This is a genomic window from Pseudomonas fluorescens (assembly GCF_902497775.2).
In the GTDB taxonomy this organism is placed as follows: domain Bacteria; phylum Pseudomonadota; class Gammaproteobacteria; order Pseudomonadales; family Pseudomonadaceae; genus Aquipseudomonas; species Aquipseudomonas putida_F.
Genome location: NZ_OZ024668.1, coordinates 4400094 through 4422121 on the forward strand (window position 1 = coordinate 4400094; position 22028 = coordinate 4422121).

Genomic DNA, 22028 nt, shown 5'->3' on the forward strand with positions numbered 1-22028 from the left:
ATGAATAGCAATCCTTCTCAATTGTTACTCATATTTGTTTACATTATATTTCGCGGCCTAAAAACCTGGGGAAGGGGACCACAATGCCGCGTCACTACGTGCCAACCGCTGTCAGTTCACCACGCTTGCTCACCTGCGCCATTGGTGTCGCGATTACGGCAACTTCTGCGCCGCAAATGGCTCTCGCAGCAGATTCCGCCCCGGCCAACGACAACGTCATTTCCTTGGACGCTACCAGTATTGAAGGCGTCCAGGACGAAACCAGTTACAAAACCGACAGCGCGACTTCGAAAAAATACACCGCCCCGCTGCGTGAAACGCCCAAGAGCGTGACTGTCATTCCTCAGCAGGTCATTCGTGATACTGGCGCAACCAGCTTGGTAGATGCCTTGCGTACCACCCCGGGCATTACCTTCGGCGCCGGTGAAGGCGGTAACCCTGCAGGTGACCGCCCAATCATTCGCGGCTTCAACGCCGAAAGTGATGTTTTCGTCGACGGCATGCGCGACGTTGCTTCGCAGAGCCGGGAGATTTTCAACGTTGAGTCGGTGGAAGTGAGCAAAGGCCCAGGCTCTGCCTTCACCGGTGCAGGATCCACAGGTGGCAGCCTCAACCTGGTGAGTAAAACCGCCAAGCTCGGTGACGCCTACAACGGGGGTTTCACTTGGGGTTCGGACCAGACCAAGCGCACAACCCTGGATGTGAACAAGCAACTGACCGACACATCGGCATTTCGCCTGAACCTGATGAAGCATGAGGCCAATGTCGCCGGCCGCGACGATGTGGATGTCAGCCGTTGGGGTGTGGCGCCCTCCTTTGCCTTCGGCCTGGGCACCGACACCCGGGTAACCGTTGGCTACTACCACCTGAACACCGATGACATGCCGGACTACGGAATACCGCTGACTCGCAGCGCAAACCGCAGCAAATACAATGTCGACAAACCCGCACATGTTGGCCGTGACAACTTCTACGGTTTGAACGGGCGTGACTACCGCAAGACTACCAACGACAGCGGCACCATCAGCATCGAGCACGACCTCAACGATAACCTGACCCTGTCCAACAGTTTCCGTATGTCGCGCTCCACGCTGGATTACATCGTCACCAACCCTGACGACAGCAAGGGCAACGTTGCCAATGGGCAAGTCTATCGATCGACCAAAAACCGCAACTCGACCACCAAGGGCTGGGTCAACCAGACCGACCTGAGTGCCAAATTCAACACCGGCTTCATTGAACACCGCCTGGTGACAGGCCTTGAGTTCACCTACGCCGATACTCACAACCGTGGTTATGTAGTGACGTCGGATGCCGGCACCGGTACTACCTGCAACCCTGCCCTGCTGGCCTCCGGCGACTGCACCAGCCTCTACGACCCATCGCCGGACGACAACTGGTCAGGCTCGATCACGGACAGCCCGGCATTTACCGATACCGATACCAAAACCAGTGCTGCTTACGTCTTTGACACTCTGACACTCAATGATCAGTGGTCGCTTAACCTGGGCCTGCGTTATGACGATTACCAGACCAAATCCAGCGGTTACAGCACCGGCGGACGCGGGGCTCCGGCAGGTAGCTTCTCGCGTGAGAACAATGCCCACCTTTGGAACTATCAGTTGGGTATCGTCTACAAGCCTGCTGCAAACGGCAGTATCTATGCGGCCTGGTCGACGTCCAGCAACCCGACGGGTGAAACCAGCGGTAACGGCGGGCTGGAACTTGCGCTGAACAACGCCGACCTTGAGCCGGAGCGCAATCGCAACTACGAACTGGGCACCAAGTGGGACTTCTTCGACGAAAACCTGTCGTTGACCGCCGCGCTGTTTCGCACCGACAAAACCAATGCACGGGTCACCGACCCGGACAACGCGACCTACCAGGTGCTCGAGGGTGAGCAACGCGTCCAGGGCCTGGAACTGACCTACTCTGGCAACCTGACCCAGAAGTGGAAGGTCTACGGCGGCTACACCTACATGGAAAGCGAGATCGTCAAGACCACCACCGCAGCCAACAAAGGCAACCACATGCCGAGCACCCCACGGAACAACTTCACCTTCTGGTCGACCTACGATGTCGTGCCACAGCTGACCGTTGGTGCTGGCGCGACCTTTGTTGATTCGCGCTTCGGCGATGAAGCCAACTCGGTCGAGGTGCCCTCGTACTGGCGGTACGACGCAATGGCTACCTACCGCCTGAGCAAAAATGTGGATCTGCAACTGAACCTGCAAAACCTGACAGACAAACGTTACTTCGATCAGGTGTTCCAAACTCACTATGCGCACGTTGCCCCCGGACGTACTGCTCTGATGAGTGCGAACTTCCACTTCTGATACGTGCGTGTAGCAAGCCCCGTTCATTTAGGTGAACGGGGCTTTTGTGTATCAAGGCATAATGTGCGTCGCATTCGCATTTGCGACACGACAAGGTGATTGATGTGTTGAAGAAATCCCTGTTTCAACTGCACTGGTTCTTCGGTATTACCGCAGGCCTGGTGCTGGCGTTGATGGGCATTACCGGTGCCATCTGGTCGTTCCAGGATGAGCTGCTGGAATTGTCCAATCCTGACGTGCTCACCGTCCAAGTGCGCCAGGAAGGCGTGCTGCCGATGCCGGAGCTGGTGCGCAGGGTCGAAGCCGAACAGGGCGACAAGGTCGCCATGCTTTGGGTCCAGCCGCGTAGCGACCGGGCCGCGCGGGTATTCTTCACCCCTCCTCCCGGCGAGCGTCGCGGCTTGCTGCGCTATGCCGACCCCTACACCGGCAAGCTGCAGGGCGAGGTGGCCGGCCAGGGCTTTTTCGACCTGATGCTGCAACTGCACCGCTTCCTGGCCATGGGCGATACCGGCCGGCAGATCACCGGTGCCTGTACCTTGATGCTGATTTTCTTCTGCCTGTCTGGGCTGTACCTGCGCTGGCCGCGCAAGGCGCTGAACTGGCGGACCTGGCTGACTCTGGACTGGGCCAAAAAAGGTCGTGCGTTCAACTGGGACCTGCATGCCGTGGCCGGTACCTGGTGCCTGCTGTTCTATCTGCTGTTTGCCCTGACCGGCTTGTTCTGGAGCTATGAGTGGTACCGCGAAGGCCTGAACAAACTGCTGGCCGGCAGCCCGGCCGCGGGCCAGCAACACAAGCGTGGTGAAGGCCGCGGCGGGCGCCCCGGTGGTGCTGCGGGTAGAGACGCCCCCCCCCTGGTGGTCGATTACGACGCGGTCTGGGCCAGCCTGCAATCGGCCGCAGGCCCCGGCATGACCAGCTACAACCTGCGCCTGCCGCCGGCTGGCGGGCAACCGGCGATGATCTTCTATCTGCTTGAAGGCGCCGAACACGAACGCGCGCTCAACACCCTGAGCATCGACCCGGCCAGCGGACAGGTAAAGAAAAACGATCGCTACGCCGACAAATCGTTCAAGGCGCAGTTGCTGGCCAGTGTCTATGCCCTGCATGTGGGCAGCTACTTCGGCCTGACCGGGCGGATCGTGGTGACCATCGCCAGTTTGACCATGCCGCTGTTCTTCGTCACCGGCTGGCTGTTGTACTTGGACCGGCGCCGCAAAAAACGCCAGGTTCGCGCTGCACGGGGCAATTTCGCGCCTTCGAATGAGCAGGATGGCGGTTGGCTGGTGGGCTTTGCCAGCCAGAGCGGTTTTGCTGAGCAACTGGCCTGGCAAAGCGCCGGGCAACTGCAGGCTGCAGGTTTGCCGGTGCAAGTACGGCCCTTGGCCGAGCTCACCGAGCAGGACCTGAACCAGGCGCAAAAAGCCCTGTTCGTGGTCAGTACCTTCGGCGACGGCGAAGCCCCCGACAGCGCCCGCGGGTTCGAGCGCAAGGTGCTTGGCCAGCCTTGGGCGCTGGGTAACCTGAACTATGCCCTGCTCGCCCTGGGCGACCGTCAGTACCCGCACTTCTGCGGTTTTGCCCGGCGCTTGCAGGCCTGGCTTGGCGAGCGCGGTGCGACTAGCGCATTCGCTCCGGTGGAAGTCGACAGCGCCGACCCGGCAGCACTGCAACACTGGCAACAACAACTGGCACAACTGACCGGCAGCGCACCGCCAGCGGCCTGGCAGGCCCCCGAGTTCGGCAACTGGACCCTGGTCAATCGCCAACTGATGAACCCGGGCAGCCAGGGCTCGGCAGTCTATCTGCTCGGCCTCACCCCTGAGCAACCTGCACAGTGGGAAGCCGGAGACCTGGTGGAGATACTCCCGCGCAATAGCTCCCAGAGCCTTGCGCTGTTCCTGAAAGGCCTGGGCCTTGATGGCGAAACGCTCGTGCAGGTCGACGGCCTGCAGGAGAGCCTGTTGCAAGCCCTGGCCAGCCGCCAACTGCCCAAGAGCCGCGAGCACCTGGTCGGCCTCCACGCCCAGGCCCTGGTCGATGCGCTGATTCCGCTGGCTGCTCGGGAATACTCGATTGCCTCGATCGCCAGCGATGGCGTGCTGGAACTGATCGTGCGCCAGGAACGCCACCCCGATGGCAGCCTGGGCCTGGGTTCAGGCTGGCTGACCGAATACCTCGCTATGGATAACAGCGTCAGCCTGCGCCTGCGTCGCAACAGTGGTTTCCACCTGCCGGCGCCGGCAACGCCGATGATCCTGATCGGCAACGGCACCGGGCTTGCCGGCCTGCGCAGCCTGCTCAAAGGCCGGATCGTGGCCGGTGAGCAGCCTAACTGGTTGTTGTTCGGCGAACGCAACCAGGCCTATGACTTCCTCTGCGCCGATGAGCTGCAGGGCTGGCAGCGCAGCGGTGATCTGGCGCGACTGGACCTGGCTTTTTCTCGCGATCAGAGCCACAAGGTCTATGTGCAGGACCGTTTGCGCGAACAGGCGGGGGAGCTTCGACGCTGGCTGGACCAGGGTGCCTCGATCTATATCTGCGGCAGCTTGCAGGGCATGGCCAGTGGCGTCGATGAAGTGCTGAACGAGGTACTGGGGGCTGCGCACGTTGAGCGGCTGATCGAGCTGGGGCGTTACCGGAGGGATGTGTACTAGCCTTCAGGGCCTCATCGCGGGTCAAGCCCGCTCCCATTAAGTCTGGTGTGGGAACGGGTTTGCCAGCGATTGCGGTCAATGCAGATCGAAGGTATCAGCATCCAGATTGGCCGGGAACCGTGTGCGATAGGCTGCAAGGTCCGCCGCACTCAGCACCACGGTAAACACCCCGTCCGCCTCTCCTGCGCTGAGCAGGCTCTCGCCCTGGAAGTCCAGCACCTGGCTGTCACCGGTATAGGCAAAGCCCTTGCCGTCAGTGCCCACGCGGTTCACTGCCGCCACATAACACAGGTTCTCGATACCCCGCGCCGGCAACAGCCGGTTCCAGTGCTGGCGGCGCGCCGCTGGCCAGTTGGCGGTGTACAGCAGCAGGTCGGTGTCCTGGGCATCGCGGCTCCACACCGGGAAGCGCAGGTCGTAGCAGATCAACGGCCGTACCCGCCAGCCCTTGAGCTCGAACTGCACCTGGCGCTCGCCCGGGGTGTAATGCTTGTGCTCGCCGGCCATGCGAAACAGGTGGCGCTTGTCGTAGAACAGAATCTCGCCATCGGGCCGCGCCCACAGCAGACGGTTGCGGTGGCTGCCGTCGGCGGCCTGGATGATCACGCTGCCGGTCACCACGGCATCAAGCTTCTTGGCCTGGCTCTTGAGCCACTTGTAGGTCGGGCCGTTCTCGGGCTCGGCCAGGCTTTCGGAGTCCATGGAAAAACCGGTGGTGAACATCTCCGGGAGGATGATCAGGTCGGCGCCACGGGCCTGCTCCAGCAGGGCTTCGAAATGTTCGTAGTTGGCCAGGCGGTCCTGCCAGGCCAGGCTGGTTTGTACTAGGGCCACTTTCAGGTTGGGCAGTTCACTCAGATCGCGCATAGCTTCTCCGCTGCCTGACGCAGCGTCTCCTCGCGTTTGGCAAAGCACAGGCGCACCAGGCGCTGCTCGGGGATGGGTTGCTGGTAGAACACCGACACCGGGATAGTCGCCACACCATGTTCACGGGTCAGCCACAGCGACATGTCGACGTCGTTAAGGTCCGGGCGAATCTGCGAATAGTCCACCAACTGGAAATAAGTCCCCGGCGTGGGTTTGAACTGAAAACGCGACGACGTCAGCAATTCGCAAAACAGGTCGCGTTTGGCCTGATAGAAAGCAGGCAGCTCTTCGACATGCTCCGGGTGGGCCGCCATGAAATCGGCCAGTGCCCATTGCAGCGGCGTTACGCCGCAGAAGTTGACGTACTGGTGGACCTTGCGCAGCTCGGCGCTCAGGGCTGGTGGCGCGACCACATAACCGGTTTTCCAGCCGGTGACGTGGTAGGTCTTGCCGAACGAGCTGACCACGAAAGCGCGCTGATACAGCGCTTCATGGGCCAGGACGCTGGCGTGCTGTACGCCGTCGAACACCAGGTGCTCATAGACTTCGTCGCTGATCAGGTAGATATCGCGGTCGGCGACCAGCAGCGCCAGCTTGTCCAGGTCATCGCGGCTGATCAAGGCGCCGCTGGGGTTGTGCGGCGAGTTGAGGATGATCATCCGCGTACGCGGGCTGAGGGCATCGGTGAGCTTCTGCCAGTCGATGGCAAACTCGCCATCAGTCAGTTGCACATGCACGCAGCGCCCACCGGCCAACTCCACCGAAGGCTCATAGCTGTCGTAACTGGGGTCGAAGACGATGACCTCATCGCCTGCACGGATCACCGCGTGGATAGCACAGAAGATCGCCTCGGTGGCACCGGGAGTGATAGTGACTTCATGCTCGGCATCGACGCTGACGCCATAGCTGCGGGCGATCTTGTTCGCCACCTGCTGGCGCAAGGCTGGCAAGCCGGTCATGGGGCTGTACTGGTTGTGCCCGGCACTGACATGCCGGCCGACCGCATCGAGCAGTTCTTGCGGGCCGTTGAAATCGGGGAAACCCTGGGACAGGTTCAAGGCGCCGGTTTGCGCGGCGAGCTGGGACATGGTGGTAAAGATGGTCGTGCCGACGTTCGGCAACTTGCTACTGATCATGGAGCCCTCTTTCCTGCAGCACTATCCGGCTCGAGGCGGCGCGGTCTGTGACCGAGCATAGCGGATTGATCGGTCAGGAAAAAGGTTGTAACGGTCGCAGGCCAATCGCGGGGCAAGCCCGCTCCCACCGGGTGGGATTGGGCTTGCCTGCGATCAGGCCATCAAGCCTTGTTAGCGTTTGTCTTTACGCTTCTTCTCGGCTTTCTTGTGGTGCGACATCAAGCGACGCTTCTTGTTGACCTGGCGGTCGGTCAAGGTGTTCTTGTTGCCTTCGTACGGGTTGTCACTGCCCTTGTACTCGATACGGATCGGCGTACCGACCAGCTTGAGTACGCGGCGGTAGGTGTTTTCCAGGTAGCGCGAGTAGGACTTGGGTACCTTCTCGACCTGGTTGCCGTGGATCACGATGATCGGCGGGTTGGCACCACCCAGGTGGGCATAGCGCAGCTTGATCCGACGGCTGTTGACCATCGGCGGCTGGTGCTCGCTGACCGCGTCTTCGAGGATCTGGGTCAGGCGGCTGGTCGGCCAGCGGGTGACAGCCGACTTGAACGAGTTCTGCACCGACTGGTACAGGTTGCCCACGCCAGTGCCGTGCAGCGCCGAAATGAAGTGGATGTCGGCGAAATCGACGAAGAACAGCCGGCGTTCCAGCTCGGTCTTCACGTAGTCGCGCTCGCCCGGCTGCATGCCATCCCACTTATTCAGGGCGATGACGATGGCGCGACCGGCTTCCAGGGCAAAGCCCAGCAGGTTCAGGTCATGGTCGACCACGCCTTCGCGGGCATCCATGACGAAGATCACCACGTTGGCGTCCTTGATCGCCTGCAGGGTCTTGACCACGGAGAACTTCTCGACTTCTTCGTGGATCTTGCCGCGCTTGCGCACCCCGGCGGTGTCGATCAGGGTGTACTTCTCTTCGTTACGCTCGAAGGGAATGTAGATACTGTCGCGGGTGGTGCCGGGCTGGTCGTAGACGATGACCCGCTCTTCACCGAGCATGCGGTTGACCAGGGTCGACTTGCCGACGTTCGGCCGGCCGATGATGGCGATCTTGATCCCGTCTTTTTCGCTCGGGCCAGGGATGCGCACCGCTTCCTCGCCTTCGGCGACGTCGGTGTCGATCTCTTCCTCGTCCTTGTCCCGCGGGAAGTCGCTGAGCACAGCTTCCAGCAGGTTGTTGACGCCACGGCCCTGGGCGCCGGCAACACCAATGGCGTTACCCATGCCCAGTGGCGAGAATTCGGCGATGGCGGCCAGCGGATCGATGTTGTCGATCTTGTTGGCGACCAGGAACGAGCGTTTGTTGCGCTTGCGCAGGTGCTCGGAAATCATCTGGTCGGCGGCGGTCAGGCCGGCACGGGCATCTACCAGGAACAAGACCACATCGGCTTCTTCGATGGCCAGCAGCGACTGCTCGGCCATTTTCTCGTCCATGCCTTGTTCGTCACCGGAAATACCACCGGTGTCGATCAGGATGTACGAACGGCCTTGCCAGCGCGCTTCACCGTACTGGCGGTCTCGGGTCAGCCCGGACAGGTCGCCGACGATAGCGTCGCGAGTCCTGGTCAGGCGGTTGAACATGGTGGATTTACCGACGTTCGGTCGGCCCACCAGGGCGATTACGGGAACCATTCGGCTCTCCACTTCATAAATTCAGAAAATACAAAGGCCGCTGCACTGCAGCGGCCGGAGTTCGAGCGGCACCCGAAGTGCCGCAGCCCGAGGCCGGCATGGCCTCAAGCATAGCCTCAGCGGATGGTCAGCGCCTCGAGCTTGCCGCTGTTGCCGTACACATAGATGGTGTCACCCACCACCAGCGGACGGGCGCGCAGGCCATCGCTGTCGATACGCTCACGACCGACGAAACGACCATCGACCTGGCTGAGCAGGTGCAGGTAGCCTTCCAGGTCACCCACCGCTACGTAGCTGGAGAACACTTCCGGCGCCGACAACTGGCGGCGTGCCAGCGAGTCGTTGCTCCACAGGGCGCTGGACGAGCGCTCGTCGATGCCTTCCACGGTGCCCGAAGCCAGGCTCACGTAGACGTTACCGAAGCCCTGGGCCACACCGGTGTAGCTGGAAGCATCACGCTGCCACAGTACCCGGCCGCTCTCCAGGTCCAGGCCGGCAACGCGGCCCTGGTAGCTGGAAACGTACAGGGTACCGCCGGACAGCAGCAGGCCGCCGTCGATATCCACAACCCGGTCAAGTTCCGAGCGACCTTGCGGGATGGCCACACGCTGCTCCCAGACCGGCACGCCGTTCTGGGTGTCGAGGGCAACCACCTTACCGGTCGACAGACCAGCAATGGCCAGACGGTTGGTCACGATCGGTGCGCCGGTACCACGCAGGGTCAGTACCGCCGGGGTGCTTTCGTAGATCCAGCGACGGTCGCCGGTGCTGGCGTCCAGGCCAATCACGCGGTCGTCCTGGGTCTGCACGACTACCACGTCACCGTTGGTGGCTGGCGGCGCCAGCACTTCACTGGTAACGCGCGAGCGCCAGCGTTCTTCACCGGTGCTGGCATCCAGGGCGATCACTTCGCCCTTGAGGGTACCGAGCATGACCATGCCGTAACCCACGCCAACGGCGCCGGAAACCGGCAGTTCGAGGTCCTTCTTCCAGGCCACGTCGCCGTTGCTGCGATCCAGTGCCATCACCACGCCAGTTACATCGGCAGCGTAGATGCGGTCGTTTTCGATCGCCGGGACCAGCATGTTGAAGGTTTCGCCCTGACCGTCACCGATCGAGCGGCTCCACTGCTTCTTCAGGACCACTTCTTCGGTGAACTTGGTGAGTTCGGCCGGTGGCAATTCCTTTTTGCTGTTGCTGCTGCAACCCACGGCCAAAAGGGCCAGGGTCAGCACTGCTGCATGTTTCCAACCGATCACGTCACGCATCCCCTTTGGCCAGGTCGTCGAGCTTGAGTTGCAGGCCACCGATCGCGGCGTCGTCAGACAGCGCAGCCTTGGCTTTTTCGTAAGCGGCATGGGCATCGCCAGCGCGGCCCAGTTGCACCAGCAGGTCGCCCTTGAGCTCTTCGCGGCTGGCCAGGAACGCCTTGTCGGCATCGCCTTCAAGCAGCTTCAGCGCTTCGTCGACCTTCTTCTGCGCGGCCAGGACACGGGCCAGGCGCTGACGGGCGATTTCGCCCAGGGTCGCATCGGCCGGCTTGTCCATTACCAGCTTGAGCTCGGCAGCGGCGTCATCGAGCTTGCCGCTCTCGACCGCCACCTTGGCCACGAACAGGCTGGCGTACTGGGCGTAGGCCGAGCCGCCGAATTCGTTCTTCAGTTTGCCGGACAGCTCGGCGACCTTGGCCGCGTCAGGCTCGCCGCTTGGCGTCAGGGTAGTCTCCAGCAGGGCCTGGTAAAGGTTCGAGGCGCCTTGCGACTGGTTGGTCTGGTATTTCTGCCAGGCTTGCCAGCCGAACACCACGACCAGCGCCAGCAGGCCACCGGTTACCAGCGGCTTGCCATTGCGGTCCCACCAGTCCTTCATCGCGACCAGTTGTTCATCATCGGTACTCGACACCCCAATACTCCTTTTCACCAAATCGGCTGTTGACTCGCCTCACGCCTGCGCGAACGAGGCTTCCAGGTGCTCTGCCAGAGCATCCCAGGCAATGTTTTGTTGTTCGCCCTGACCGCGCAGGGGTTTGAAACCTACCACTTGTTGCGCCAGCTCGTCGTCCCCCAGGATCAAGGCGAACAGCGCGTTGCTCTTGTCGGCTTTCTTGAACTGGCTCTTGAAGCTGCCAGCACCGGCGTTGACCTGCAGGCGCAGGTTCGGCAGACGGTCACGCAGGCGCTCGCTCAGGGCCAGCCCGGCAAGCTCGGCCCGCTCGCCAAAGGCGCACAGGTAGACGTCAACCTGACGGTTGATCGACTCAGGCACCTGCTCAAGGGTTTCCAGCAGCAGGATCAGACGCTCGATACCCATGGCGAAACCAACGCCCGGGGTCGGCTTGCCGCCCATCTGCTCGACCAGGCCGTCGTAGCGGCCACCGGCACACACGGTGCCCTGGGAGCCGAGCTTGTCGGTGACCCATTCGAAAACGGTCTTGCTGTAGTAGTCCAGGCCACGCACCAGCTTGGTGTTGATCACGAACGGAATGCCAGCGACATCCAGGCGTGCTTTCAGGCCTTCGAAGTGCACGCGGGACTCTTCGTCCAGGTAGTCTTCGAGCTTTGGCGCGTCGACCAGCACCGCCTGGGTATTGGCGTCCTTGCTGTCGAGGATGCGCAGCGGGTTGCTTTTCAGGCGGCGCTGGCTGTCTTCGTCCAGTTGCTCCAGGCGCGCCGAGAGGAACTCGACCAGCGCGTCACGGTAGCGGGCACGGGCTTCGCTGGTGCCCAGGCTGTTGAGTTCGAGCTTGACTGCGTCACGGATGCCCAGCAGGCCCCAGAGGCGCCAGGTGAGCATGATCAACTCGGCGTCGATGTCCGGGCCGTCAAGGTTGAAGACTTCGACACCAATCTGGTTGAACTGGCGATAACGGCCTTTTTGAGGGCGCTCGTGACGGAACATCTGGCCGATGTACCAGAGTTTCTGCACCTGGCCGCTGCCGGTGATGCCGTGCTCGAGCACAGCGCGCACGCAGGCCGCGGTGCCTTCCGGACGCAGGGTCAGGGAGTCGCCGTTACGATCGTCGAAGGTGTACATCTCTTTTTCGACGATGTCGGTGACTTCGCCGATCGAGCGCTTGAACAGCTCGGTGAACTCGACGATCGGCGTACGGATCTGGCGATAGCCATAGGTGTCCAACAGGCCGGCGACGGTGTTCTCGAAATAACGCCACAGCGGCGTCTGCTCGGGCAGGATGTCGTTCATGCCACGAATGGCTTGCAGCGATTTGCTCACGGAAAATCCCTTAACAATTCTGTGTCAGTCAGCCGCGGGCGATCAGCGCCGCGTCGGCCTCGGCTTTTTCAGCCGCTTTCTGGCGGATGAGCTTTTCCAGCTCATCGACCAGGTTGTCATTGGTCAGCTTCTGCGCAGGCTTGCCGTCGATGTAGATCAGGTTCGGCGTGCCACCGGTGAGCCCCACATGGGCTTCCTTGGCCTCGCCCGGACCGTTGACCACGCAACCGATCACGGCGACGTCCAGCGGTACCAGCAGGTCTTCCAGGCGCCCTTCCAGCTCGTTCATGGTCTTGACCACATCGAAGTTCTGCCGCGAGCAGCTCGGGCAGGCGATGAAGTTGATGCCACGCGAACGCAGGTGCAGGGACTTGAGGATGTCGTAGCCGACCTTGACCTCTTCGACCGGGTCGGCGGCCAGCGAAATGCGAATAGTATCGCCAATCCCGTCGGCAAGCAGCATACCGAGGCCCACCGCGGATTTCACCGTACCCGAGCGCAGGCCGCCGGCTTCGGTGATGCCCAGGTGCAGCGGCTGGATGATCTGCTTGGCCAGCAGGCGATAGGCTTCGACGGCCATGAACACGTCGGAGGCCTTGACGCTGACCTTGAAGTCCTGGAAATCCAGGCGGTCGAGGTGCTCGACGTGACGCATGGCCGATTCGACCAGCGCCGCCGGGGTCGGCTCGCCGTACTTTTTCTGCAGGTCTTTTTCCAGGGAACCGGCGTTGACGCCGATACGGATCGGGATACCGCGGTCGCGAGCGGCATCGACCACCGCACGGACGCGGTCTTCGCGACCGATATTGCCCGGGTTGATGCGCAGGCAGTCAACGCCCAGCTCGGCCACGCGCAAGGCGATGCGGTAGTCGAAATGGATGTCGGCGACCAGCGGTACGCTGACCTGTTGCTTGATCTTGCCGAAGGCTTCGGCGGCATCCATGTCCGGAACCGAGACGCGCACGATGTCCACGCCCGCATCGATCAGGCGGTTGATCTGCGCCACGGTCGCGGCCACGTCATTGGTGTCGGTGTTGGTCATGCTCTGGACCGCGATGGGAGCATCGCCGCCAACAGGCACATTACCTACCCAGATTTTCCGGGATTCGCGACGTTTGATCGGAGATTCGCCGTGCATGACTTATTGTCCCAACTTCAGGCGAGCGGTCTCGCCACTGGTGAACGGCGCAACGTCGACAGGCTGGCCGTTGTAGCTGACCTGCACGCCGCGGGCAAAGCCCAGGCGTACCGAAAACGGCGGCTTGCCGGTCAGGTCCAGGCTGTCGCCCTTGCGCTTGATGGCGCTGAACAGCAGCTTGCCGTTGCCATCGGTGACCGAAGTCCAGCAATCGGCGTTGAATTGCATGTGCAGCTGGCCGCTACCGGCAGGGGCTGGAGCGGCAACAGCAGGTGCTGCTGGCGCTGCGGCAACCACCGCGCTGTTGACCACTGGCGCCACCGGGGCTGGCGCTGGAGCCGGAACGACCGGGGCCACTGGCGTTGCAGCAGTGCTGGCAGCAGGAACAACTGGTGCGCCAGCCGGGCTGGCCGGTACCTGCTCAGCCGGTGCAGGTGCCGCTTGCTCGGCGGGCGCCGGGGCCTGCTCAAGGTTCAGGGCAGTGCTTGGCGCTTGCTCGCCAGCGCTGACGGCCTGGTCTTCAGGCTCGTCCAGCGGGTGAATCTGGGTGGTGCCGTCAGCGCTTTCGACTTCGACGTGCTCCAGGGCCATGTTGGCCAGGTCCTTGCCACGCAGGCTGGTCTGGTCCTGCCACCAGAAGAAGCCGCCACCGATCACCACCACCAGCAGCACCAGGCTGACGATGCGCAGGATGTTGTGGGACAGGCGCACCGGCTCTTCGATGCGGCCCAGAGCGTGCACGTCGCTACCCTGCGCGTGGGTGCCGGTGCACCGGTCGAAGGCCTGCACCAGGGTGGCCTGATCCATGTCCAGCAGCTTGGCATAGGCACGGATGTAGCCACGGGCAAAGGTATGCCCCGGCAGCTTGTCGAAGGCGCCGGCTTCAAGATTGTTCAGGGAACTCACGGTGAGGTTGAGCTTGCGGGCCACTTCGGCCTGGGACCAGTCCCTGCTCTCGCGGGCCTGACGCAGGATTTCACCGGGATTTTCGCGAGTCGCTGCTGCTGCTTCGGGATGCGCCGCTTTCATCATTGCTCCGACAGGTATTGCTGATATTCCGGCGTACCGGGATAAAGTCGTTGTAATTGCAGGCCCAGTTCGCTGGCCTTGTTCCGTTCTTCGAAGACGCTGGCCAGGCGACTGCCCAGCAGCAGGCTGCGGGCACTGTGGTCGCTCAGCTGGCTGAAACGATCGTAGTAGTCACGGGCCGGCACATAATGCCTGTCTTCGTAAGACAACTCAGCCATTTCCAGCAACGCGCGCGGCTGCTGCTGGTTGAGTCGCAAAGCTTTTACCAGGTATTCCTGCGCTTCGGCGCGCTGTCCCAGCCTGAGCGCGGTCAGGCCAAGATTCTCGAACACCCGGGAGCGTTCAGGATACAGGGTATCGGCCGCCGCTTGGGCAAACATCTGCTGCGCCTGGGCGTATTGCCCACGAGCATAAAGGAAACTGCCGTAATTGTTGCGAATTCGGGTGTCGTTCGGGCGGCTGGCCAGGGCCTTGCGAAAGTGCGCCTCGGCCAGTTCCGGCTCGTCTTCGGCCTGAAACACCAAAGCCAGGGCCGCATTGGCTGCGGCATCCTGGCTATCGAGATCGAGGGCTTTTTTCAGCGGTGCTTTGGCCTGCTCGGTCAAACCTTGTTGCAAATAACCCAAGCCCAACTGCACGTAGGCCTGGCGCGCCTGCTCGCGACCTTCACGACTGCCCAGCGCGTCCGAACTCCCGCCGGACACGCAACCTGCAAGCAGGGCGAGCGCCAGGATCGACAGCGCGAAGCGCAGGCTCATGGAGGTCCTCTCTTCAGTTGCGCGCGGCGCTTTCTTGCACTTCACCGTCGGCGTTCAACTGACGCACGGCGATATAGCGCTCGCTGCGGCGGGTACGGTCCATCACCTGGCCAACCAGCTGGCCGCAAGCAGCGTCGATGTCTTCACCACGGGTGGTGCGCACGGTGACGTTGTAGCCGGCGTGGTGCAGGTGGTCCTGGAAGCGGCGGATGGCGTTGTTGCTCGGCCGCTCGTAACCGGAATGCGGGAACGGGTTGAACGGGATCAGGTTGATCTTGCACGGCACGTTCTTGAGCAGCTCGGCCATTTCCACGGCGTGTTCGAGCTTGTCGTTGACGTCCTTGAGCAGGGTGTACTCAATGGTCAGTACGCGCTTTTCGCCCAGCTGCGACATGTAGTTCATGCACGCTTCGAGCAGCACCTTGAGCGGGTACTTCTTGTTGATCGGCACCAGCTCGTTGCGCAGCGCATCGTTCGGCGCATGCAGCGACAGGGCCAGGGAGACATCGATGTGCTTGGCCAGCTCTTCGATCATCGGTACCACGCCGGAGGTGGACAGGGTCACCCGGCGCTTGGAAATGCCGTAGCCGAGGTCGTCCATCATCAGGTGCATGGCGGCGACCACGTTGTCGAAGTTGAGCAGCGGCTCACCCATGCCCATCATCACCACGTTGGTGATGGCGCGGTCGATGGTGGCCGGAACGCTGCCGAACGACTTGTTGGCAATCCACACCTGGCCGATCACTTCGGCGGCGGTGAGGTTGCTGTTGAATCCTTGCTTGCCGGTGGAGCAGAAACTGCAGTCCAGGGCGCAACCGGCCTGGGACGAGACACACAAAGTGCCACGCTTGCCCTGGGGGATGTACACGGTCTCGACGCAGCTGCCGGACGCCACGCGCACCACCCATTTACGGGTACCGTCGCTGGAGATGTCCTCGCTGACCACTTCCGGACCGCGAATCTCGGCAACAGCCTTGAGCTTTTCGCGCAAGGCCTTGCCGACATTCGTCATGGCGTCGAAATCATCGACACCAAAGTGGTGAATCCATTTCATTACCTGACCGGCACGGAAACGCTTCTCCCCGATAGAGTCGAAGAATTTTTCCATTTCCGGCTGGGTCAGTCCCAACAGGTTAGTTTTACCAGTCGATGTCGTCATGGATTCACCCTCACTCGTAAGCTTTCGCTTAGCGAGTGGTTACCTCGGTAGCTGCGAAGAAGTACGAGATTTCGCGAGCAGCAGCGGCTTCGGAGTCCGAACCGTGAACGGCGTTGGCGTCGATGGACTCGGCGAAGTCAGCACGGATGGTGCCGGCAGCAGCTTCTTTAGGGTTGGTAGCGCCCATCAGCTCACGGTTCAGAGCGATGGCGTTTTCGCCTTCCAGAACCTGAACAACAACAGGGCCGGAGATCATGAAGGCAACCAGGTCGCCGAAGAAACCGCGCTCTTTGTGCTCAGCGTAGAAGCCTTCGGCTTCAGCTTTGGACAGTTGCTTGAGCTTCGAGGCAACGACGCGCAGGCCGGCTTTTTCGAAACGGGTGGTGATCTCGCCGATCACGTTTTTAGCAACGGCGTCAGGCTTGATGATCGAGAAAGTACGTTGAACAGCCATGGTGAAACTCCAGAAACGTTGAGTGAAGCGAAAAATTAAACCCGCGAATTATACGCGGGTTCCGGGGGATTGCCTAACCTGCCGAGCGCGCTCAGTCGGCTTCTTCGATCCAGGCCGCCTGGATGGCTTCGAGAACCTTCTCGCCGCCACGGGCCGGATCGTCACTGAATTCCGGCAATGCCAGCACCCACTGGTGCAGATCGACGAAGTTCACGTAACGAGGATCGACTTCCGGCTTGCTTTCGGCAAGCTGGATTGCAATTTCAAGTACATCAACCCATTTCAGACTCATGCTTGGCTCCCTGAATCAGTGCGGCGCTTCGGCGGCCAGGTTGATGGTGTACTTCGGAATCTCGATGGTCAGGTCTTCCTCACCAATGATCACCTGGCAAGCCAGGCGCGACTGACGCTCCAGGCCCCAGGCCTTGTCGAGCATGTCTTCTTCGAGTTCATCGGCGTCTTCAAGCGAGTCGAAGCCTTCACGCACGATGCAATGGCAGGTAGTGCAGGCGCACACGCCGCCACAGGCGCTTTCCATCTCGATGTGGTGCTCGTGGGCCAGCTCCAGGATGTTGGTACCTGGTTCCACCTCCACCACCAGCCCTTCCGGGCAGAACTTCTCGTGGGGCAGAAAAATCACCTGCGGCATCAGTTATTCCTCGATCTCATTCAGGTTGCGCCCGGCCAAAGCGGCTTTTACCGTCGAATCAAGGCGACGGGCGGCAAAGGCATCGGTCACCTGCGACAGACGCTTGGTCTGTTGCTCGATGGCCGCGCCATCGGTGCCGTTGATCAAATCACGCAAGTCTTGCATCTGTTGCTCGATCGCCAGGCGCTCTTCGGCGTCCAGCAGGCGCTCGCCATCGGCATCCAGGGCGCCCTGCACCGCTTCGAGCAGGCGCTCGGCATCGACCTGGTGCTCGCGCAACTGGCGCGCCACCTTGTCAAACCCGGCATGCTCGAAGGAGTCCTTGAGCATGCGGGCGATTTCGCCGTCGGTCAGGCCGTAGGACGGCTTGACCTGAATGCTCGACTCGACGCCCGAGCCCAGCTCGCGCGCCGAGACGCTGAGCAGGCCGTCGGCATCGACCTGGAAGGTCACGCGGATCTTCGCCGCACCGGCAACCATCGCCGGAATGCCACGCAGTTCAAAACGCGCCAGGGAACGGCAGTCGCTGATCAATTCGCGCTCGCCCTGCAGCACGTGAATCATCATGGCCGACTGGCCATCTTTGTAGGTGGTGAATTCCTGGGCGCGGGCAACCGGGATGGTGGTGTTGCGCGGAATCACCTTTTCCATCAGCCCGCCCATGGTTTCCAGCCCCAGGGACAGCGGAATCACGTCGAGCAGAAGCAATTCGCCACCATCACGGCGGTTACCGGCCAGGGTATCGGCCTGGATGGCGGCGCCGATGGCGACCACCTGGTCCGGGTCGATTTCGGTCAGCGGAGTACGGCCAAACAGCGCGCCTACGGCTTCGCGCACGCGCGGCACGCGGGTCGAACCACCGACCATGACCACCGCGGCAACCTCTTCGAGCTCGACGCCGCTGTCACGCACGGCGCGGCGGCAGGCCTTGAGGCTGCGGGCGACCATTGGCTCGATCAGGGCATCGAAGGCGCTGCGGGTCAGCTCGGCCTGCCAACTGCCATAGGCGACCGTCACCGAATCAGCATTGGTCAGGGCCTCTTTGGCCGCACAGGCGGTTTGCAGCAGCTGGCGCTGGGCACCCGGATCAAGGTCCGAGGACAGGCCGGCCTGCTCGACAATCCAGCTGGCGATGGCGTGGTCGAAGTCGTCGCCGCCCAGGGCGCTGTCGCCACCGGTGGCCAGCACTTCAAAGACACCGCCGGTCAGGCGCAGGATCGAGATATCGAAGGTACCGCCACCCAGGTCATAGATGGCCACCAGGCCTTCGGCATTCTGGTCCAGGCCGTAGGCCACCGCAGCCGCGGTCGGCTCGTTGAGCAGGCGCAATACGTTCAGGCCGGCCAGACGCGCGGCATCTTTGGTGGCCTGGCGCTGGGCGTCGTCAAAATAGGCCGGAACGGTGATCACCGCGCCAACCAGCTCGCCACCCAGGGTTTCTTCGGCGCGCTGGCGCAGCACCTTGAGGATATCGGCCGAGACTTCCACCGGGCTTTTCGGGCCCTGGACGGTGTCGATGAACGGCATGTGCGACTCGCCGCCGACAAAGCGGTACGGCAGTTGCTCGCCCAGTTGCTTGACGTCTGCCAGGCCACGGCCCATCAGGCGCTTGACCGACAGCACGGTGTTGAGCGGGTCGCTGGAAGCGGCGTCGCGGGCGCTCTGGCCGACATCGATATGGTCGGCGTGATAGCGCACTGCGGACGGCAGGATCACCCGGCCTTGAGCATCGGGCAGGGGCTCGCTGCGGCCGCTGCGCAGGGCAGCAACCAGGGAATTGGTGGTACCAAGGTCAATACCCACCGCCAGGCGACGCTGGTGCGGCTGAGGGCTCTGACCGGGTTCGGCGATCTGCAGTAGGGCCATGCTTATCTGAATACCAGGGGCGCCGCCAGAAGCAGCGCCGAGTTAATCGTCGAGGCGCTCTTCCAGCTGGCGCACTTCGTAGGCGAGCTTGTCGAGAAACTGCATGCGGCGCATCAGGCGCTCGGCCTGTTCACGCTGCGCAGGATCATCCCAGCAGGCGGCGAAGTCCTCGTTGAGTGCTTCCTGGGCAGTTTTCAAGCGACGCTTGAACACGGCCACGCCATCGAGGTCGGCACTGTCCTGGAGGTCTTCGAGTTCTTCGCGCAGTTGCATCTGCTGCAGCAGGAACTCGGGATCATGGACGGTGACTTCCTGCGGCACTTCATGGCCGCCGATCGCCAACAGGTAGCGGGCACGCCGGGGCGCGCTCTTGAGAGTCTGGTAGGCCTCGTTCAGCGCAGCCGAACGCTCCAGCGCAATGCGCTGTTCACGTTCGGAGGCATCGGCGAAGCGATCCGGATGGACCTCGCGGGCCAGCTCGCGATAGCGAACGGCCAGCTTGTCGAGATCCAGACGGAAGCCAGGTTGCAGGTCAAACAGGGCGAAATGACAAGGAGTACCCACGCGCAGCCTCAGACGTTGAAGCTTTCGCCGCAGCCACACTCACCGCGCACGTTGGGGTTGTTGAACTTGAAGCCTTCGTTCAACCCTTCCTTGACGAAATCGAGCTCGGTACCGTCGAGGTACGTCAGGCTTTTCGGATCGATGATCACCTTCTCGCCATGGCTTTCGAAGACCAGGTCTTCGCTGTCCGGCTGATCGACGAACTCCAGCACATAGGCCAGGCCCGAGCAGCCAGTGGTGCGCACGCCCAGGCGAATACCTTCACCCTTGCCGCGTCCGTCGAGGGAGCGCCGCACATGTTTGGCGGCGGCTTCTGTCATGCTGATAGCCATCGAGACTCCTTACCTGCAACAGGCGACCTTAGAGCAAACCTTTCTTCTGCTTGTAATCGCGCACGGCCGCCTTGATGGCGTCCTCGGCGAGTACCGAGCAGTGGATTTTAACCGGCGGCAACGCCAGTTCTTCGGCCAGTTGGGTGTTCTTGATGGTTTCGGCTTCGTCCAGGGTCTTGCCCTTCATCCACTCGGTAGCGAGGGAGCTGGAAGCGATGGCCGAACCGCAGCCATAGGTCTTGAACTTGGCGTCTTCGATGACGCCCTGCTCGTTGACCTTGATCTGCAGGCGCATGACGTCGCCGCACGCAGGGGCGCCGACCATGCCGGTGCCGACATCCGGGTCCTCGGCGTTCATCTTGCCGACGTTACGCGGGTTTTCGTAGTGGTCGATGACCTTTTCACTGTATGCCATGGTGCAATTCCTTCCTCATCAGAGAGCCGCTCTTGCCGGCGACTACTTAGTGCGCAGCCCACTCGATCTTGGAGATGTCGACGCCGTCTTTGTACATATCCCACAGCGGCGACAATTCGCGCAGCTTGGTCACGGCCTCGCAAACCTTCTGCGCGGCGTAGTCGATTTCTTCTTCGGTGGTGAAACGACCGAAGGTAAAGCGGATCGAGCTGTGTGCCAGTTCGTCGTTGCGGCCCAGGGCGCGCAGCACGTAGGACGGCTCGAGCGATGCCGAAGTACAGGCCGAACCGGACGAAACGGCCAGGTCCTTGAGCGCCATGATCAGCGACTCGCCTTCGACGTAGTTGAAGCTCAGGTTCAGGTTGTGCGGAATGCGCGCGCTCATGCTGCCGTTGATGTACAGCTCTTCGAGGCCTTCAACCTGCTTGTAGAAGCGGTCGCTCAGGGCCTTGATGCGTACGTTCTCGCTGGCCATCAGCTCTTTGGCGATGGCGAAGGCTTCGCCCATGCCGACGATCTGGTGGGTGGCCAGGGTGCCCGAACGCATGCCGCGCTCGTGACCGCCGCCGTGCATGGTGGCTTCCAGGCGCACGCGAGGCTTGCGGCTGACGTACAGCGCGCCGATGCCTTTAGGGCCGTAGGTTTTGTGCGCCGAGAACGACATCAGGTCGACCTTCAGCTTTTGCAGGTCGATTTCGACCTTGCCGGTGGACTGCGCGGCATCGACGTGGAACATGACGCCGCGGGCGCGGGTCAGCTCGCCGATGGCGGCGATGTCGTTGATGGTGCCGATTTCGTTGTTCACGTGCATGATCGACACCAGGATGGTGTCTTCACGCAGGGCAGCTTCGACCATGGCCGGGGTGATCAGGCCATCGGCGCCCGGCTCGATGTAAGTGACTTCGAAGCCTTCACGCTCCAGCTGACGAGTGCTGTCCAGAACAGCCTTGTGCTCGATCTTGGAGGTGATCAGGTGCTTGCCCTTGGTGCTGTAGAAGTGCGCAATGCCCTTGATTGCCAGGTTGTCGGACTCGGTGGCACCGCTGGTCCAGACAATTTCCCGCGGGTCGGCATTGACCAGGTCGGCGACCTGGCGACGGGCGTTCTCGACCGCTTCTTCGGCTTTCCAGCCAAAGACGTGGGAGCGCGACGCCGGGTTACCGAAGTTCCCGTCGACCAGCAGGCAGTCGCTCATCTTCTGGGCAACGCGTGGATCGACCGGTGTGGTCGCGGAGTAATCGAGGTAGATCGGCAACTTCATTGAATATCTCCTATCAGGCGGTCGCGCCGCGCGTCGAAACGGTCATTCGACGGCAGACGTCTCAATCTTGTCCAGCTGCGGTGCCCGGCCTGCGATACGACGCAGGTCCTGGCGCTGGGCGACTTCTTGTACCTCACGGCGAGTGACAAGGTCAGCCAGGCTGATGCCGCTGAGGAATTCGTGAATCTGCTGGCTGAGGTCGCACCACAGGTGGTGGGTCAGGCAGGTGTCGCCGGCGTGGCAATCACCCAGCCCTTGGCAGCGCGTGGCATCGACCGATTCGTTGACCGCGTCGATGACCTGGGCGACCTGAATGCTCTCCATGCTTCGCGACAGCTGATAGCCGCCGCCAGGGCCGCGCACACTGGAAACCAGGCTGCTGCGGCGCAGCTTTGCAAACAGCTGCTCCAGATAAGAGAGGGAAATGCCTTGGCGCTCGGAAATGTCGGCCAGAGACACCGGCCCATTCTGCGCGTGCAACGCCAGGTCGAGCATGGCGGTCACGGCGTATCGGCCTTTTGTAGTCAGTCGCATGGCT

21 protein-coding genes are annotated in these 22028 nt (G+C 61.9%); 2 read left to right on the top strand and 19 right to left on the bottom strand.

Going from position 1 to position 22028, the window contains the following annotated elements; translation table 11 throughout:
- The first annotated feature begins 83 nt into the window (after nt 1-83).
- Both F8N82_RS20250 and F8N82_RS20255 read left to right on the top strand, forming a co-directional pair.
- Nucleotides 84-2336, top strand: a complete 2253-nt coding sequence (locus F8N82_RS20250; RefSeq protein ID WP_038997003.1) for a TonB-dependent receptor — start codon at nt 84-86, stop codon at nt 2334-2336.
- 104 nt (nt 2337-2440) lie between these two features.
- A complete protein-coding gene (locus F8N82_RS20255; protein WP_150776875.1) occupies nt 2441-4996 on the top strand; it encodes a PepSY domain-containing protein in 2556 nt (851 codons plus the stop codon).
- A 75-nt stretch (nt 4997-5071) separates the two neighbouring features.
- Here the strand turns inward: F8N82_RS20255 and F8N82_RS20260 are convergent, their stop codons facing one another.
- From F8N82_RS20260 to iscR, 19 genes are all read right to left on the bottom strand, one after another.
- Nucleotides 5072-5863 carry an amidohydrolase gene (locus F8N82_RS20260; protein WP_038997006.1) on the bottom strand — a complete coding sequence of 264 codons (792 nt, stop codon included), beginning with the start codon at nt 5861-5863 and terminating at the stop codon, nt 5072-5074.
- On the bottom strand, nt 5851-6999 hold the full coding sequence (locus F8N82_RS20265) for a pyridoxal phosphate-dependent aminotransferase (protein ID WP_038997007.1): 1149 nt from the start codon (nt 6997-6999) through the stop codon (nt 5851-5853). The genes F8N82_RS20260 and F8N82_RS20265 overlap by 13 nt, the downstream gene beginning before the upstream one ends.
- Before the next feature lie 171 nt (nt 7000-7170).
- A complete protein-coding gene (gene der, locus F8N82_RS20270) occupies nt 7171-8634 on the bottom strand; it encodes a ribosome biogenesis GTPase Der (protein ID WP_038997008.1) in 1464 nt (487 codons plus the stop codon).
- A gap of 116 nt (nt 8635-8750) precedes the next feature.
- The gene (bamB, locus tag F8N82_RS20275; RefSeq protein ID WP_038997010.1) at nt 8751-9902 is read right to left on the bottom strand and encodes an outer membrane protein assembly factor BamB; all 1152 of its coding nucleotides are present in this window, start codon (nt 9900-9902) and stop codon (nt 8751-8753) included.
- Nucleotides 9895-10503: a tetratricopeptide repeat protein gene (locus F8N82_RS20280; protein WP_176470444.1), complete on the bottom strand. Its 609-nt coding sequence runs from the start codon at nt 10501-10503 to the stop codon at nt 9895-9897. Before F8N82_RS20280 ends, bamB begins: the two co-directional genes overlap by 8 nt.
- A gap of 72 nt (nt 10504-10575) precedes the next feature.
- The gene (gene hisS, locus F8N82_RS20285) at nt 10576-11865 is read right to left on the bottom strand and encodes a histidine--tRNA ligase (RefSeq protein ID WP_038997013.1); all 1290 of its coding nucleotides are present in this window, start codon (nt 11863-11865) and stop codon (nt 10576-10578) included.
- A gap of 28 nt (nt 11866-11893) precedes the next feature.
- Nucleotides 11894-13003 carry a flavodoxin-dependent (E)-4-hydroxy-3-methylbut-2-enyl-diphosphate synthase gene (gene ispG, locus F8N82_RS20290; RefSeq protein WP_038997015.1) on the bottom strand — a complete coding sequence of 370 codons (1110 nt, stop codon included), beginning with the start codon at nt 13001-13003 and terminating at the stop codon, nt 11894-11896.
- 3 nt (nt 13004-13006) lie between these two features.
- On the bottom strand, nt 13007-14032 hold the full coding sequence (locus tag F8N82_RS20295; RefSeq protein WP_038997016.1) for a RodZ domain-containing protein: 1026 nt from the start codon (nt 14030-14032) through the stop codon (nt 13007-13009).
- A complete protein-coding gene (gene pilW / locus F8N82_RS20300; protein ID WP_038997018.1) occupies nt 14032-14790 on the bottom strand; it encodes a type IV pilus biogenesis/stability protein PilW in 759 nt (252 codons plus the stop codon). The genes F8N82_RS20295 and pilW overlap by 1 nt, the downstream gene beginning before the upstream one ends.
- Before the next feature lie 13 nt (nt 14791-14803).
- Complete coding sequence (gene rlmN / locus F8N82_RS20305; RefSeq protein WP_038997019.1) at nt 14804-15949, bottom strand: 23S rRNA (adenine(2503)-C(2))-methyltransferase RlmN; 1146 nt, start codon at nt 15947-15949, stop codon at nt 14804-14806.
- 28 nt (nt 15950-15977) lie between these two features.
- Nucleotides 15978-16403, bottom strand: coding sequence for a nucleoside-diphosphate kinase (gene ndk, locus F8N82_RS20310; RefSeq protein ID WP_007964426.1), 426 nt, complete (start codon nt 16401-16403; stop codon nt 15978-15980).
- A 91-nt stretch (nt 16404-16494) separates the two neighbouring features.
- Nucleotides 16495-16695 (bottom strand): Fe-S cluster assembly protein IscX, encoded by a 201-nt coding sequence (gene iscX, locus F8N82_RS20315; RefSeq protein WP_038997020.1) that lies wholly within the window; start codon nt 16693-16695, stop codon nt 16495-16497.
- Between the two features lie 15 nt (nt 16696-16710).
- Nucleotides 16711-17052 (bottom strand): ISC system 2Fe-2S type ferredoxin, encoded by a 342-nt coding sequence (fdx, locus tag F8N82_RS20320; protein WP_038997021.1) that lies wholly within the window; start codon nt 17050-17052, stop codon nt 16711-16713.
- Nucleotides 17053-17055: 3 nt separating this feature from the next.
- A complete protein-coding gene (gene hscA / locus F8N82_RS20325) occupies nt 17056-18918 on the bottom strand; it encodes a Fe-S protein assembly chaperone HscA (RefSeq protein ID WP_038997022.1) in 1863 nt (620 codons plus the stop codon).
- A 42-nt stretch (nt 18919-18960) separates the two neighbouring features.
- Nucleotides 18961-19482 carry a co-chaperone HscB gene (gene hscB / locus F8N82_RS20330; protein ID WP_038997023.1) on the bottom strand — a complete coding sequence of 174 codons (522 nt, stop codon included), beginning with the start codon at nt 19480-19482 and terminating at the stop codon, nt 18961-18963.
- An 8-nt stretch (nt 19483-19490) separates the two neighbouring features.
- Nucleotides 19491-19814, bottom strand: a complete 324-nt coding sequence (gene iscA, locus F8N82_RS20335; protein ID WP_010223463.1) for an iron-sulfur cluster assembly protein IscA — start codon at nt 19812-19814, stop codon at nt 19491-19493.
- 28 nt (nt 19815-19842) lie between these two features.
- Nucleotides 19843-20229 (bottom strand): Fe-S cluster assembly scaffold IscU, encoded by a 387-nt coding sequence (gene iscU / locus F8N82_RS20340; protein ID WP_002552476.1) that lies wholly within the window; start codon nt 20227-20229, stop codon nt 19843-19845.
- A 46-nt stretch (nt 20230-20275) separates the two neighbouring features.
- Nucleotides 20276-21490 (bottom strand): IscS subfamily cysteine desulfurase, encoded by a 1215-nt coding sequence (locus F8N82_RS20345; RefSeq protein ID WP_038997027.1) that lies wholly within the window; start codon nt 21488-21490, stop codon nt 20276-20278.
- A gap of 42 nt (nt 21491-21532) precedes the next feature.
- Nucleotides 21533-22024, bottom strand: a complete 492-nt coding sequence (gene iscR, locus F8N82_RS20350) for a Fe-S cluster assembly transcriptional regulator IscR (protein WP_036993915.1) — start codon at nt 22022-22024, stop codon at nt 21533-21535.
- Nucleotides 22025-22028 lie beyond the last annotated feature (4 nt).

What these genes read in the sequence shown, in the direction of transcription:
- F8N82_RS20250 (WP_038997003.1), top strand. Translation starts at nt 84, where the DNA reads ATGCCGCGTCACTACGTGCCAACCGCTGTCAGTTCACCACGCTTGCTC.
- F8N82_RS20260 (WP_038997006.1), bottom strand. Translation starts at nt 5,863, where the DNA reads ATGCGCGATCTGAGTGAACTGCCCAACCTGAAAGTGGCCCTAGTACAA.
- F8N82_RS20265 (WP_038997007.1), bottom strand. Translation starts at nt 6,999, where the DNA reads ATGATCAGTAGCAAGTTGCCGAACGTCGGCACGACCATCTTTACCACC.
- der (WP_038997008.1), bottom strand. Translation starts at nt 8,634, where the DNA reads ATGGTTCCCGTAATCGCCCTGGTGGGCCGACCGAACGTCGGTAAATCC.
- bamB (WP_038997010.1), bottom strand. Translation starts at nt 9,902, where the DNA reads ATGCGTGACGTGATCGGTTGGAAACATGCAGCAGTGCTGACCCTGGCC.
- F8N82_RS20280 (WP_176470444.1), bottom strand. Translation starts at nt 10,503, where the DNA reads ATGAAGGACTGGTGGGACCGCAATGGCAAGCCGCTGGTAACCGGTGGC.
- ispG (WP_038997015.1), bottom strand. Translation starts at nt 13,003, where the DNA reads ATGCACGGCGAATCTCCGATCAAACGTCGCGAATCCCGGAAAATCTGG.
- F8N82_RS20295 (WP_038997016.1), bottom strand. Translation starts at nt 14,032, where the DNA reads ATGAAAGCGGCGCATCCCGAAGCAGCAGCAGCGACTCGCGAAAATCCC.
- pilW (WP_038997018.1), bottom strand. Translation starts at nt 14,790, where the DNA reads ATGAGCCTGCGCTTCGCGCTGTCGATCCTGGCGCTCGCCCTGCTTGCA.
- rlmN (WP_038997019.1), bottom strand. Translation starts at nt 15,949, where the DNA reads ATGACGACATCGACTGGTAAAACTAACCTGTTGGGACTGACCCAGCCG.
- ndk (WP_007964426.1), bottom strand. Translation starts at nt 16,403, where the DNA reads ATGGCTGTTCAACGTACTTTCTCGATCATCAAGCCTGACGCCGTTGCT.
- iscX (WP_038997020.1), bottom strand. Translation starts at nt 16,695, where the DNA reads ATGAGTCTGAAATGGGTTGATGTACTTGAAATTGCAATCCAGCTTGCC.
- fdx (WP_038997021.1), bottom strand. Translation starts at nt 17,052, where the DNA reads ATGCCGCAGGTGATTTTTCTGCCCCACGAGAAGTTCTGCCCGGAAGGG.
- hscA (WP_038997022.1), bottom strand. Translation starts at nt 18,918, where the DNA reads ATGGCCCTACTGCAGATCGCCGAACCCGGTCAGAGCCCTCAGCCGCAC.
- iscA (WP_010223463.1), bottom strand. Translation starts at nt 19,814, where the DNA reads ATGGCTATCAGCATGACAGAAGCCGCCGCCAAACATGTGCGGCGCTCC.
- iscU (WP_002552476.1), bottom strand. Translation starts at nt 20,229, where the DNA reads ATGGCATACAGTGAAAAGGTCATCGACCACTACGAAAACCCGCGTAAC.
- F8N82_RS20345 (WP_038997027.1), bottom strand. Translation starts at nt 21,490, where the DNA reads ATGAAGTTGCCGATCTACCTCGATTACTCCGCGACCACACCGGTCGAT.
- iscR (WP_036993915.1), bottom strand. Translation starts at nt 22,024, where the DNA reads ATGCGACTGACTACAAAAGGCCGATACGCCGTGACCGCCATGCTCGAC.